The organism is Massilia niastensis DSM 21313 (assembly GCF_000382345.1).
GTDB classification, from domain to species: domain Bacteria; phylum Pseudomonadota; class Gammaproteobacteria; order Burkholderiales; family Burkholderiaceae_D; genus Telluria; species Telluria niastensis.
In genome coordinates this window covers 1-13,299 of record NZ_KB908132.1, presented here as the reverse complement: position 1 = coordinate 13,299, position 13,299 = coordinate 1, and the positions used below count along the sequence as shown (strand labels likewise).

Genomic DNA, 13,299 nt, shown 5'->3' with positions numbered 1-13,299 from the left:
CAGGGGCCGGACTCCGCACGCGGCGCGGTCCGGCCCCTGGAAGGGATCGGCGCTTACTCGACCCAGCTGAACCCATCACGCGCCAGCAGCGCGAACGACTCCGCGGGACCCCACGATCCGGCCGCATAGGTATGCGGCTTCTCGTCCAGCACGCCCCAGCCGTTGATGATCGGATCGGCCCATTCCCAGGCCGCTTCCAGTTCGTCGCGGCGCATGAAGTGGGTCAGGCGGCCGCGCACCACGTCGATCAGCAGGCGCTCGTAGGCTTCCGCGCGGCGCTGCTGGAAGGCCGAGTGCAGGTCGAGGTTGAGCTCGACCTGCTGCATCTGCATGCCGCTGCCGGGCTGCTTGGCCATGATCTGCAGCTTGATCGCTTCTTCCGGCTGCAGCTCGATCACCAGGCGGTTGGCGACCCCGCCCGGCGCGTCCGGGAACAGCGGGAAGGGCGGGTTGGTGAACTCGACCACGATCTTGGACGAGCGGCGCTGCATGCGCTTGCCGGTGCGCAGGTAGAACGGCACCTTCGACCAGCGCCAGGTATCGATGTGGGCGCGCAGCGCGACGAAGGTCTCGGTCTTGCTGCCGGCCGGGACGTTGCGCTCCTCGAGGTAGCCGGGCACTTCCTGGTTGCCGCTGACGCCGTGCGCGTATTGTCCGCGCACCGTGTCGCGCGCGATGTCGGCCAGGGTGAAGCGGCGCAGCGAACGCAGCACCTTGAGCTTCTCGTCGCGCACCGCGTCCGGGGTCAGCGAGGTGGGCGGCTCCATCGCGACGATGCACAGCAGCTGCAGCAGGTGGTTCTGCACCATGTCGCGCATGGCGCCGGTGCCGTCGTAGAAGCCGGCGCGGCTGCCCACGCCGACTTCCTCGGCCACCGTGATCTGCACGCTCGAGATGTTCGGCGCACGCCACAGCGGCTCGAGGATCGAGTTTCCGAAGCGCAGCACCATCAGGTTCTGCACCGTTTCCTTGCCCAGGTAATGGTCGATGCGGTAGATCTGCGATTCGGCGAAATGCCTGCCCACCGCTTCGTTGATGTCGACGGCCGAGGCCAGGTCGTGACCCAGCGGCTTTTCCAGCACCACGCGCGCATGCCCGTCGACCAGTCCGGCGTCGGCCAGCTTGTCGCAGATGGTGGTGAACAGCGCGGGCGCGGTGGACAGGTAGAACACGCGCTGGGCGCCGTCGCGCGATGCCCTGGCCAGGGCCTGGAAGTCGGGCGCCGCCTGCACGTCGAGGCGGACGTACTCGAGCAGCTTGAGGAAGCCGTCCCAGGTCTTCTCGTTGAAGTTGGCGCTGGTGATGAAGGACCGCGAGTGCTGTTCGACGTGGGCGAGGTAGGCCTCGCGATCGATTTCCTGGCGTCCGGTGGACAGGATGCGGGTCGACGCCGGCAGGTTGCCGTGGAGGTAGGCCATGTAGAGCGCAGGCAGCAGCTTGCGCATGGCCAGGTCACCCATGCCGCCGAAGATGATCATATCGAGGGGAAGGCCGGTATCAAACTCTGTCGGGGAGGTCATTTCAATTGTGCGAAAAAGAAGTTGAAAGGTCGCTCAGCTGGCGTTGGGCGCTGGACGATCGCTTAAAGGCATCGTCGAGGCCGGGAGGATCGGAGCGCCGCTGAGCCGGCGGAATCCCGGGGGATCCGCGGTCAGTGTCATCGATAGGGCGGCAGGGCGAAGGTGGGCGCGTGCCGTGGGGGCCGGCTTGTGGCCGGCCGGAAGCGCCTGCGCCGGACGGGAACGGGCCGTCCGGACGGATAACACAGGCATGGGGCTGGCGCGGTGGCGCATAAGCAGTATTTGTCATCGAATGGTGCCGGGCGAAGGGAGGGCGCGGATAGCCTGGGATGGCTGTTCGAGGGTCCGTTCGCTGCGTCGTATCAGCTTACTATAGCCGATAATGGATTGACAGTTAGGAAATGCCATTTTCCACATCGGAAACATCCCTCCGCCCGGGGGGGCGCAGCGCGCCGCCGGAACCGCGAAAGTCCTCGCATCCCGGGGCCCCCTGCCTATACTCAAAATAGCGCTGCAGCAGTGTGGCTGCAGCCACACGGGAGGACATCATGAAGCGTTTCATACTCGCTGGGGCCGCTTGCGCGCTCAGCGCGGCGGCGGCTGCACAGACCGGTCAACCGGCGGAACAGGTGACGGTGAGGGCAATGGCCGACCGCTTCGCGCCGCCGGCCCAGCTGCGGAACATGTGGTACGACGAGTTCGACCTGGTCAAGGGCGACTATACCCTGTCCGACGGCCGCAGCATGCAGCTGAGCACATGGGGGAACCGCATGTATGCCAGGGTCGAGGGTATCGGCAAACTGCAGTTGGTGGCGCTGTCGCCGTATGAATTCGTGGCGCTGGGCAAGCCGCTGCGGATCGTGATCGACGATCCGGAGACGTCGTCCGCGCCGCGGATCACGGCGACGGTGACGATGCCGGCGCACCTGCTGTCGGACGCGGGCCCGGCCGGCGCGCTGCTCACCCTGCTGGCGCACCGCTGAGCGTGCGGTCCTTTCCGGCGCTTCAGCGCTGCCCGTCCTTTACCGGGGCCATGGACTTGAAGTAATAGAACATGGCGTCGAGATCGGTGTCGTTCATGCTGCGCAGCACATCGAAGGGCATGGCGCTGTCGACCGGGCTGCCGTCCGGCCGCCGGCCGCTGCGCATCATGGTCCGGAACGCTTCCACCGTTTCGTAGCGGGGCAGGACCGAGCCCGGGCCGGGCGTCAGGTTCGGCGCCGCCGGCCAGGCTGGCGGCGCGCCCGGAATCTTGCCGCCGCTCAGGCCGGCGCCATGGCAGCCCATGCACATGTTGGCCAGGTACTTGCCGTGTTCCAGCGACACGGTCGCCGCGACCGGCGCCGGCGGCGGCAGGCTGTGGTCGATCTTGGCGGCGGCGTCCTCGATCATGCCTGCCGCGTACAGCAGCCTGACGGGCAGCGGCAGTTCGATGACGGCGCTGTCGCCGCTGACCGGAGGCAGTTGCTGCGCGTAGCTGATGAGGGCGCCCGCATCCTGGTTGCTCATGCGCGCCCAGTCCTCGCTGGGCATGATCAGGACCGGCTGGCCGCCGGGCTTGAGGCCATGGCGCAGGACGCGCACCCAGTCCTCGCTTGTGTAGTCGGCGACCACGCCGTTCTGGCCGGTGGTGATGTTCGGGGCCACCACCCGCATGCCGTCGCCGTTGAAGACCTCGTGTCCGCCGCCGTTGTCGCCATGGCAGTGCGCACAGCCGCGCGCCTTGAACAGGTAGCGCCCGTGCTCCAGGGTGGCGGTGCTGCTGTCGAGCTGGACCGGGGTCACGGCCACGTGCACCGCGCGCGTCATCTTCCGTTCGGCCAGGTACAGGCCGCCGGCGACGGCGAGTCCGGCTGCCGCGACCAGCGCCCCGATACCGATGGCGCTGCGCTTGATCCATTTGTTCATGTTGGTCTTCCTTGACGACGCGAGATGCCGGCCGGGAGGCCCAGGCGCCAGGGCCTCTGCGGATGGGGTGACCTTAGTATAAGAGACTGCCGCGGCAGTGTTGGCGGAAAAATGCCCCCATGCGTGGTGCATTTGTCGCTTTTCGGCGTGGGCCATTCGCGCCGCCGGCGCTTGCGGCAGCGCGGGCCCGGCTTTCAGTGGAGGTGGACCTGCTGCCTGGCTTGCGCGTGGCGTGCGGCGGGCGGCGCGCCGTGGAGGGGAAGCTGGTGCACGGCCTGGAGGGCGTCGGCCAGCGGCGCCGGGTCGGTCCAGTCCTCGACGGCGAAGTCGTGGCGGATGTAGCCCCAGTCCAGCAGGAAGTCCTTCTGGGCGGCCAGGCCGGCAACCTGCACGGGGCCGAGCGCCGGCATCAGGCTGCGGTGCAGCAGCGGACCGTGGGCGCCCGCGACCTCGTCCGCCGTGTAGCCGGGATTCTCGAGGGCGACCAGCGCCGCCACCCGGTCCGGATTGTCGCGCGCCCAGTGCGCGGCGCGCGCGAGCACGGCGAGGTAGCGGCGCACGATGCCGGGATGGCGGGCGAGGAAGGCGCGATCCACCGTGACCGGCCTGGGGGTGCCGTTGTTGACCCGCAGCAGGGGATCGTCCAGGCCGTTCAGGTCGGCCAGTTCGCGCAGCGCCGGGTCGCGTGCGGCGGCGTAGCCCTGGGCGCCGCGCAGGAACACGGCGTCCACATAGCCGGAGCGCAGCGCCTCGCGTTCGATGTCGCGGCCCGCATTGCGTTGCGGGTATTCGAAATCGGGCGATTCGATGTGGGTCCAGCGCGCCCGGCGCGGATCGAGTCCGGCCGCGGCCAGCGCGGTGGCGAAGCCCTTCTGGGCGCCGGCGCGCCCGATGTCGACCAGCGCGCGCCGGCGCAGCGGCAGGCCGAGGCGCTTGCCCTTCAGGTCCGCCAGGTCGCGGATGCCGCTGTCGCGCCGCACCAGGATGCCCTGGTACTCGTCGACCCAGGTGATGGCCACCACCACGGCGCCCTGGCCTTCGGAACGGGCCCAGATCGCCGGCACGTTGCCGCCCTCGCGGATCAGGCCCGTCTGGCCGTGGTGGTAATAGGACAGGCGGATGTCGCGGCTGGCCGCTTCCTCCAGCGCCCGCAGCGTGATGGCGCCGGATGCGAATTCCGCATGCAGCAGGCCGGTGCGCACGGCCAGCCCGGTCGCCGTGGCGCCGCCCCGGTGGCTGTACCAGAGTTGGATCGGGGAGTTCTGTGGTGAAGTCATGTGTCGGTTCCAGGGTTGGTGATCTTCCTGGTGGAAGCAAGCGCCGGGCCAGCACAAACGGCGCGGGTTTGCTGGCTATTGCGCAGTCGCTGCTGGGTAGTGCGCAATGCCGGCCCGGTTGCGGCGTGCTGGCGGTGGCATGGAACCTGCAGCTGAACAGGGATCAGCCAAACGGAGAGCCTCATGAGCCACACCCCCCGCATCCTTGCCTTTGCCGGCAGCACCCGCCGCGATTCGGCCAACAAGAAGCTGGCGCGCGCCGCCGCCCACGCCGCCGTGGCGGCCCACGCCAGCGTCACCTGGATCGACTTGCGCGACTATCCGTTGCCGCTGTTCGACGCCGACCTCGAGGTCCAGGGCCTGCCGCCGGCGATGCTGCGCCTGCGTGCGCTGTTCGCGCAGCACGAGGCGCTGATCGTCGCGTCGCCGGAATACAACGGCTTCTTCCCGCCCGTGCTCAAGAATGCGCTGGACTGGCTGTCGCGTCCCGCGCTGGGCCAGGAGCGGCACGCGGTGTTCGCCGGGCGGCCGGTGCTGCTGCTGTCCGCGGTGGCCGGCCGCTCGGGTGGCACGGCCGGCCTGCAGCAGCTGCGCCAGCAGTTCCTGAACCTGAAGGCGCTGCCCTACGGGCGCCAGTTCGTGCTGCCGCTGGCCGCCGACGCCTTCGATGCGCGCAACCGCGTGGGCGATCCGGCACGCCGCGCGGAGCTGGCCGATACCGTGGCCGGGTTCGCGCTGTCGCTGCATGCGCTGGCGCCGGCCTGAAGCCCCGCTTATGCGTAATACGGATAAGCTTGCGTTGCACTATTCGTTCACGCGAGGGCGTCGCCGAACTATAGTCGAGGCATGAACCTGACCGCCCAACACCTTCCTCCCGAGTTTGCCCGCAGCGCCCGCCTGGCGCGCGGCGGCCTTGACACCGAACCGCTGGTCGCCTTTCCGAATGCGCCGAAAACCAGCCTGCTGGTGCGCGCGACCGCCTTCGTGTTCGCCGATCCGCGCTCGCGCGCGCTGCAGGAACTGATCGAACGGGTGGCGCCCAGCGAGGCGACGATCCTGATCACCGGCGAGACCGGCACCGGCAAGGAACTGATCGCCCGCCACGTGCACGCCCTCAGCCGGCGCAGCGCGGGCAAGTTCGTCGCGATCAACTGCGGCGCGTTTTCCGAGACCCTGATCGAGAGCGAACTGTTCGGCTACGAGAAGGGCGCCTTCACCGGCGCCGTGGGGGCCAAGCCCGGGTGGTTCGAGACCGCCAACGGCGGCACCCTGTTCCTCGACGAGATCGGCGACCTGCCGATGCCGATGCAGGTCAAGCTGCTGCGCGTGCTGCAGGAGCGCGAAGTGGTGCGCCTCGGTTCGCGCCAGGCGCTGCCGATCGACGTGCGCCTGATGGCCGCCACCAACGTCGACCTGGCCGGGGCGGTAAGGGCGGGGCGCTTCCGCGAAGACCTGTATTACCGCCTGCAGGTGATCTCGCTGCCGCTGCTGCCGCTGCGCGAGCGGCCGGGCGACGTGATGCCGCTGACCCGCCACTTCCTGCAGACCTACGCCGAGCGCCTGCACCTGGGCGAGGTGTCGCTGTCGCCGGATGGCGAACTGGCGCTGCGCCAGTATCCGTGGCCGGGCAACATCCGCGAACTGGAGAACGTGATCCACCGCGCGCTGCTGGTGTGCCGCAACGGGCGCGTCACCGCGGCCGACCTGAGCCTGTCGCCGCTGATGGCCGCGGTTGCGCCGACGTCCGCACCGATTCCTGCGCCGTTCGCCGCACCCATTGCCACGCCGCTCGCGCCGGCCATGCCGGCCTGCCTGGCCGCGCCGGCGCCCTTGCCGCTCTCCGAACCCGAGCCCGGGATCGCGCCGGTGCGCGAATCCGAGCGCTTCCATGCCGCCTGGCAGGCGCTGCTCGACTCGGGCGAGCAGATCACTTTCGAGGCCCTGCAGCTGCAACTGGTGCTGGCGGCGTGGGAAAGCAGCGACCGCAACCAGCTGCGCACGGCGCGCTACCTGAACATCAGCCGCAACGTCCTGCGCACTTACCTGAAAAAGGCCGGCGTCCTGTCCTGACGCCGGCCGGCGCGCTCCTTAGGCCGCCAGGTCCACGGCGGTCCCGAGCAGCGCGTGGGCGGCCGCCAGCGGCCGGTGGTCGGCCCAGGCGCGCACGTCGACGTCGCGGTCGAGGAAGCCGTGCGCCAGCTGGAAGTTCTTCTGCTGCTCGAACAGCGCCAGGCGTTCCTCGGACAGGTCCGGCGCCAGCGCCGCATGGAAGCCCTCGCGGTAGGCGGTGGCCACGGCGTCGCCGCCGGCCTGGGTTTCCGCCTGCAGGATCGCCAGCACCTCGGCGCGATGGCTGCGCGCCCACTCGGCGGCGCGCAGGGTCTGCGCCAGGAAGCGCACCACGAGTTCGAAATGGTGTTCGAGGAAGTCCCGATGCACGGTGATCGGCCGCGGGGTGCCGTTGTTGACGCGGAAGCGGCGCCCGGGCAGGGCGTCGAGGTCGATCCCGACTTCGACGCCGGCCGCGCGCGCGGCATCGACCGCCGCCGCGCCTTTCACATAGACGGCGTCGACATCGCCGCGCGCCAGCGCCGCGATCCCTTGCCACAAGCCGGCGCCCGGCGGCGGCGCTTCCGGGCTGCCGACTTCTTCCAGGATCACGTCGTCCAGGCCCAGGCCGGCGCTGGCCAGCGCGCCGTGGTAGCCCGCCAGGCTCATGCCGCGTGCGATGCTGCGCCCGCGCCTGTTCTCCTCGATGTCGATGCGGCGGAACACCGGCAGCGCCAGGCGCTTGCCCTTCAGGTCGGCCGGCTGGCGGATGCCGGATCCCGGCCGGACCAGGATGGTCTGCCACTCGTCGATCCAGGTGAGGCCGACCAGGCGGGTGTCGGCGCCCTGGGCGCGCGCCGGCAGCGCGAGCAGGTTGCCGCCTTCGCGGATCAGGGTGGGCAGGCCGTGCTCGTAGTGATGGCGCGCCAGTTCGCCGCCGGTTTCCTGCAAGGTCTTGAGGGCGATGCCGTCGCGCGCGAATTCCTGCTCCAGCCAGCCAAGCTTGTAGGCCAGGCCGGTGGCGGTGGGGACGGGGCAGCGGGTAAACCAGATCGTGTCGATGCTCATGTAAGTCGGCTCCTTCGGTGGTCGGGCCGGGAATTCCCGGTTCCCGCACTCCGATGCAGGAAGCGTACCGGGCGATTCCGGGCGCGACATGCTGGCTTTGGCGCAGCGCGGGCGGCGGGTTGCTGCGGCGCCAGCATCGGCTGCTAGCAGCCCAGCAGCCGGCCGGCGGCGGAGGCTGGCACGTGTCTTGCGAGCTACCGGAGGACGCCGTGCCGGCAGCGGCCCATCAACCTGAGGAGAACATCCTATGAGTCAAGACACCGTCAACCAGCTCGACACCCTGTGGTACACCCGCTGCCCGGTGCCGACCGCGCTCGGCATCGCGGTGCAGCAGGGCTGGCTGGAACAGGCGCTGGGCGCCAGGGGCACCGCGGTCAAGTCGCTGCGCGAGTCGAACGAGCGCGCCGTGCGCGAATCGCATTTCGACCACACCCTGCAGAACTCGGTGCGCCACGGCGGCAACATCCCGGCCGTCTGGGCGCGCGCGGCGGGCCGCGACACGCGCCTGATCGGCTTGTCCTGGGCCGACGAGACCCAGCGCATCCTGACCCTGCCGGGCAGCGGCATCCGCAGCCCGCGCGACCTGAAGGGACGGCGCTTCGGCCTGCCCAGGTGGGTCAACGCCCAGATCGACTTCGCGCGGGCGCAGGCGATCCGCGGGCTGGAGAACGCGCTGCGGCTGGAAGGGCTGGAGGTGGCCGACGTGCAGCTGGTCGACTACGTGATCGAGCAGGACCAGAGCGATGCGCCGGCCGAGCGGGTGGCCGGCACCAATGTGTTCGGCGGCCAGCGGCGCAGCGGCGGGCAGGCGGCGGAACTGGTGGGACTGCTGCGCGGCGAAGTCGACGCCATCTTCCTCAAGGGAGCGAGCGCGGCCCACCTGGCGCAGCTGTTCGGCCTGCATACGGTGATCGATACCGGCATCCATCCGGATCCGCTGGTGCGCTCCAACAATGGCACGCCGCGCGCGCTGACGGTGGATGCGCAGCTGATCGGGCGGCATTTCGAGGTGGCGGTGGACATCGTCGACCAGGTGCTGCGGGCCCAGGCCTGGGCCCAGGCGCATCCGGACGATACCCGGCGCTTCCTGGCGCGCGAATCGAATACCAGCGAATACTGGGTGACGGCGGCGTATGGGGCCGACGCGCACCAGCGGCTCGAGACCTCGCTGTCGGAGGCGAACATCGCGGGGCTGCAGGATTTCAGCGACTTCCTGCTGCGCTGGGGTTTCCTGCCGGCGGCGGTGGACGTGCGCGCATGGATCGAAGCGCGGCCATTCGAGGCCGCGCTGGCGCGCCAGGCGAAGGCGGCGTGACCGCGGCGCGATGAAAGAGCCCGCAGCGGCGGGCTCCGGCGGGCATCAAGCCAGCGGATCGATGGTGAAGGCCGGCATGCGCGCCTTGCTGCTGGCCGCCTCGAGGAATTTGTCGGCCGTGATCAAGGCCTCGTTGATGGTGACGTCCATGTCGAGGTAGCGATAGGTTCCGAGCCGCCCGACGAAGGTCACGTTGCTCTCCTTGCGCGCCAGGTTCACGTACTTCTCGAGCTGCTGCTTGTCGCGCGCCAGGCGGATCGGGTAGTAGGGAATGTCGGTCTCTCCGCACTGCCGGCTGTACTCCATGTAGCACACGGTGCGCTCATGGCTTTCCCATGGCGAGAAGTGCTTGTGCTCGGTGATGCGGGTGTACGGCTTGGCGTCGTCGCAGTAGTTGATGACCGCGTTGCCCTGGTAGTCGCCGCTATCGCGGAAGGTCTCGAAGTCCAGCGTGCGGTAGGGCAGGCGGCCTTCCGCATGCTTGAACCAGGCGTCGATCGGCCCGCTGTAGAACACATGGTCGTAGTCCGACTTGAGCGCCGGGTCGAACATGGTGTTCAAATGCACGGTCACGCCGGGCACGGCGAGGATGTTCTCGACCAGCGCGGTATAGCCTTCGGCCGGCATGCCCTGGTACTTGTGGCTGAAGTAATTGTCGTCGTAGTTGAAGCGCACCGGCAGGCGTTTCAGGATGCTGGCCGGCAGCTCGCTCGGTTGCAGTCCCCACTGCTTGACGGTATAGGTCTTGAAGAAGGCTTCGTACAGCTCGCGGCCGACGAAGCGCAGCGCCTGTTCCTCGAAGGTGGTCGGATTCTCGATCGACTTGTCGCCCAGCGAAGCCAGGAATTGCTGGGCTTCCGCCGGACGCATCGTCTTGCCGAAGAACTGGTTGATGGTCAGGAGGTTGATCGGCAGCGTGAACACGCGGTTGTTGGTGATCGCCTTGACGCGGTTGACATAGGGCTTGAATTCGGCGTAGCGGTTGACGAATTCCCAGGCCCGCTCGATGTCGGTATGGAAGATGTGCGGACCGTAGAGATGCACCATGACACCGGTCTCGCTGTCGCGTTCGGAATAGCAGTTGCCGGCCACGTGGTTGCGCGATTCGAACACCTCGACCTGGTGGCCCGCGCTCGCAAGCTGGTTGGCGATCACGGCGCCGGAGAATCCCGCACCCACAATTGCGATGTTTCTTTTCATTTGTCCACCCAAATAGTAGAAATCACTCATTTTCGATCGATACGGGAGCCGTCGTAGCGATTTCCCTCTCTCTTTTCCCCTCGTCGGCGCCCTGGACACGGGTGCGTGCAGGCGCAACAGCCCATGCCGGCGCAGGCAACCGGCTGTGTGCGGAGCTGCGGCCCCGGGCGTGCACGTGGGTCACCGGCGATTATAGGAGCCGGTCGGCTTTCGCTCCGTTCGATACGTCACACAGTCAGGGAGACGGCGAACGGGCGCGGGCGGGGTCAGAGGACGTGCTTGACGTGGCTGATTCCGAGTTCGTCGTAGATCTCGTAGATCACGTCGAGCATGTTCGACAGTTCGGGCGTACGGTCCATCTGCCGCACGTTGAAGGTGATCGGCGACACCGCCCCCGGATCGTCGAGCGACCTGTAGACCACGTCGGTCCTGACCATGCCCTGCAGGCTCTTGGGCACGATGGCCACGCCCTGGCCGGCGCCGACCAGGCCGATGGCGATCTGCAGTTCGCGCACTTCGATGACCTTCTGCGGAAACAGCATCCGCTCGCGGAAGATCGCCAGCACCTGGTCGGCGAAGCTGGGGCGCGGCTGCTTCGGGTAGACCAGCAGGGCTTCCTGCGCCACGTCGGACAGCCGGATCGGCCCCTCGTTCTTCGATAGCCGGTGGCCGACCGGGAGGGCGACGATCAGGGCCTCTTCGCGCAGCACGATGCGCCGGATGGCAGGGTCCTCGATCTTCAGGCGGCCGAAACCGACATCGATCCGGCCGTCCTTCAGCGCCTGCATCTGCTCGATCGTGGCCAGTTCGTGGAAGCTGATGTCCAGCGTCTGGTAGCGTTCGCGGAAGCGCCGCACGATCTCCGGCAGCAGGCCGTACAGGGTCGAGGCCACGAAGCCGATCGCGAACTTGCGGTCGATCTTGCCGACGCGCTGGGTCATCGCCTTCAGGTCGGCCGCCTTGTCCAGCAGTTCCTGGGCATGCGCGTGGAAGAACTTGCCCGCCTCGGTCAGGCGCAGCGGACGCGAACCTTTCTCGATCAATACCACCCCGAGTTCCTCTTCGAGCTGCTGGATCTGCCGGCTCAGCGGCGGCTGCGCGATGTTGAGGCGCTCGGCCGCCCGCGTGAAGTTCTTCTCGTCTGCCACGGCGACGAAATAGCGCAGATGGCGCAATTCCATAAATCATACCTCCAAGGTATTGAACCCATACTAATTCAGTGTTGGACCGCTCGGAATTTCGCGGATATCGTGTTCGCACATACCACATTATATGAATTAAATATGATCCAGGAAATCGAAACTACGCTGGTGGACGTGCCGACGATCAGGCCGCACAAGCTCTCCGTGGCGACCATGCACACGCAGACGCTGGTCCTGGTCCGGATCCGCTGCGACGACGGCATCGAAGGCTGGGGCGAGGCGACCACCATCGGCGGCCTTGCCTACGGCGAGGAGAGCCCGGAAAGCATCAAGGCGAATATCGACACCCATATCGCGCCGCTGCTCATCGGCATGGACGCCGGCCGCGTCGCCCTGGCGATGGCGAAACTGCGCAAGACCATCCAGGGCAACCGCTTCGCCAAGTGCGCGATCGAGACCGCGCTGCTGGACGCCCAGGGCCAGCGCCTCGGGGTGCCGGTGAGCGAACTGCTCGGCGGCCGGGTGCGCGACGCGCTGCCGTGCGCCTGGACCCTGGCCAGCGGCGACACCGCCAAGGACATCGCCGAGGCCGAGACCATGCTGGACAAGCGCCGCCACCGCATCTTCAAGCTCAAGATCGGCGCGCGCAGCGTGAAGGAAGACGTGGACCACGTGCTGGCGATCAAGCGCGCCCTGGGCGACCGCGCCAGCGTGCGCGTGGACGTCAACCAGGCCTGGTCCGAACTCGACGCGGTGCGCGGCATCGCCGCCCTGGAAGCCGGCGGCGTCGACCTGATCGAACAGCCGGTGCGCGCCGACAACCGCGCCGCTCTGCGCCGCCTGGCCGCGCGCTTCGACGTCGCGGTGATGGCCGACGAAGCCCTGCATGGACCGGTGGACGCCTACAACATCGCCCGCATCGACGGCGCCGACGTGTACGCCGTGAAGATCGCCCAGAGCGGCGGCCTGTTCCCGGCGCAGCAGGTGGCGGCCGTGGCCCAGCTGGCGGGGATCGGCCTGTACGGCGGCACCATGCTGGAGGGCGGCATCGGCACCGCGGCCAGCGCCCACCTGTGCTCGACCTGGGCCGACCTGGCCTGGGACACCGAACTGTTCGGCCCACTGCTGCTGACCGAGGAAGTGCTGGAAGAGCCGCTGGTCTACCAGGACTTCGCGTTGCAGGTGCCGACCGGGCCGGGACTGGGGGTGCGCATCGACCGCGACAAACTGCAGCGCCTGCGCCGTCAATAAACCATCCACTCACTGAAGGAGACAAGCATGACTCACCAAGAAATCGACCAACTCGTCAAAACCTGGATCGTCGATTCGGCCATCCGCCCGGCCAACCCGCGCGTGCAGCAGGTCGTCCTGCGCCTTGTGAGCGACCTGTGCAAGGCGATGGAAGACCTGGACATCCAGCCGAGCGAGTTCTGGACCGGCCTCGAGTACCTGACCAACGCCGGCAAGGCCAACGAACTGGGCCTGCTGACCCCGGGCCTGGGCCTGGAGCGCTTCATGGACATCCGCGCCGACGAGGCCGAAGCCCGCGCCGGCATCGAAGGCGGCACCCCGCGCACCATCGAAGGTCCGCTGTACGTGGCCGGCGCGCCGGAAAGCACCGGCTTTGCGCGCCTCGACGACGGCACCGAGAGCGAGCAGGGCGAGATCGTGTTCATGCAGGGCACCGTGTTCGACGCCGCGGGCAAGCCGCTGCCGGGCGCCAAGGTCGAAGTCTGGCACGCCAACCTGCTGGGCAACTACTCGTTCTTCGACCAGACCCAGTCGCATTTCAACCTGCGCCGCACCATCATCACCGACGC

The 13,299-nt window shown here is 68.3% G+C and carries 12 protein-coding genes; 6 read left to right on the top strand and 6 right to left on the bottom strand.

Translation table 11 applies throughout. The features are described from left to right. Window positions 1–53: 53 nt before the first annotated feature. Window positions 54–1,520, bottom strand: a complete 1,467-nt coding sequence (zwf, locus tag H162_RS0124190) for a glucose-6-phosphate dehydrogenase (RefSeq protein ID WP_026355035.1) — start codon at window positions 1,518–1,520, stop codon at window positions 54–56. Window positions 1,521–2,068: 548 nt separating this feature from the next. Between zwf and H162_RS0124185 the strand changes: the two genes are divergently transcribed. Continuing rightward, window positions 2,069–2,503 (top strand): hypothetical protein, encoded by a 435-nt coding sequence (locus H162_RS0124185; protein ID WP_156885781.1) that lies wholly within the window; start codon window positions 2,069–2,071, stop codon window positions 2,501–2,503. 22 nt (window positions 2,504–2,525) lie between these two features. Here H162_RS0124185 and H162_RS0124180 read toward each other — a convergent pair whose 3' ends face one another. Together H162_RS0124180 and H162_RS31780 are read right to left on the bottom strand one after the other, a co-directional pair. Continuing rightward, window positions 2,526–3,428 carry a c-type cytochrome gene (locus H162_RS0124180; RefSeq protein ID WP_020656070.1) on the bottom strand — a complete coding sequence of 301 codons (903 nt, stop codon included), beginning with the start codon at window positions 3,426–3,428 and terminating at the stop codon, window positions 2,526–2,528. 194 nt (window positions 3,429–3,622) lie between these two features. Next, window positions 3,623–4,705: an ABC transporter substrate-binding protein gene (locus tag H162_RS31780; RefSeq protein WP_020656069.1), complete on the bottom strand. Its 1,083-nt coding sequence runs from the start codon at window positions 4,703–4,705 to the stop codon at window positions 3,623–3,625. Between the two features lie 183 nt (window positions 4,706–4,888). On the opposite strand from H162_RS31780, the gene H162_RS31775 reads away from it, so the two are divergent. Further along, on the top strand, window positions 4,889–5,470 hold the full coding sequence (locus H162_RS31775; protein ID WP_020656068.1) for an NADPH-dependent FMN reductase: 582 nt from the start codon (window positions 4,889–4,891) through the stop codon (window positions 5,468–5,470). An 81-nt stretch (window positions 5,471–5,551) separates the two neighbouring features. Beyond that, a complete protein-coding gene (locus H162_RS31770; RefSeq protein ID WP_020656067.1) occupies window positions 5,552–6,775 on the top strand; it encodes a sigma-54 interaction domain-containing protein in 1,224 nt (407 codons plus the stop codon). A gap of 18 nt (window positions 6,776–6,793) precedes the next feature. Here H162_RS31770 and H162_RS0124160 read toward each other — a convergent pair whose 3' ends face one another. Continuing rightward, a complete protein-coding gene (locus H162_RS0124160) occupies window positions 6,794–7,822 on the bottom strand; it encodes an ABC transporter substrate-binding protein (protein ID WP_020656066.1) in 1,029 nt (342 codons plus the stop codon). Between the two features lie 247 nt (window positions 7,823–8,069). Here H162_RS0124160 and H162_RS0124155 point away from each other — a divergent pair, with 247 nt between their 5' ends. Beyond that, window positions 8,070–9,137, top strand: coding sequence for an ABC transporter substrate-binding protein (locus H162_RS0124155; protein WP_020656065.1), 1,068 nt, complete (start codon window positions 8,070–8,072; stop codon window positions 9,135–9,137). A 45-nt stretch (window positions 9,138–9,182) separates the two neighbouring features. On the opposite strand, the gene glf is transcribed toward H162_RS0124155, so the two are convergent. Beyond that, window positions 9,183–10,337, bottom strand: a complete 1,155-nt coding sequence (glf, locus tag H162_RS0124150) for a UDP-galactopyranose mutase (protein ID WP_026355034.1) — start codon at window positions 10,335–10,337, stop codon at window positions 9,183–9,185. Window positions 10,338–10,603: 266 nt separating this feature from the next. Next, the gene (locus tag H162_RS0124145) at window positions 10,604–11,518 is read right to left on the bottom strand and encodes a LysR family transcriptional regulator (RefSeq protein WP_020656063.1); all 915 of its coding nucleotides are present in this window, start codon (window positions 11,516–11,518) and stop codon (window positions 10,604–10,606) included. Window positions 11,519–11,620: 102 nt separating this feature from the next. On the opposite strand from H162_RS0124145, the gene H162_RS0124140 reads away from it, so the two are divergent. Continuing rightward, a complete protein-coding gene (locus H162_RS0124140; protein WP_020656062.1) occupies window positions 11,621–12,730 on the top strand; it encodes a muconate/chloromuconate family cycloisomerase in 1,110 nt (369 codons plus the stop codon). Between the two features lie 27 nt (window positions 12,731–12,757). Then, a partial coding sequence (locus tag H162_RS0124135) for a dioxygenase family protein (RefSeq protein WP_020656061.1) occupies window positions 12,758–13,299 on the top strand: 542 nt, incomplete at its 3' end.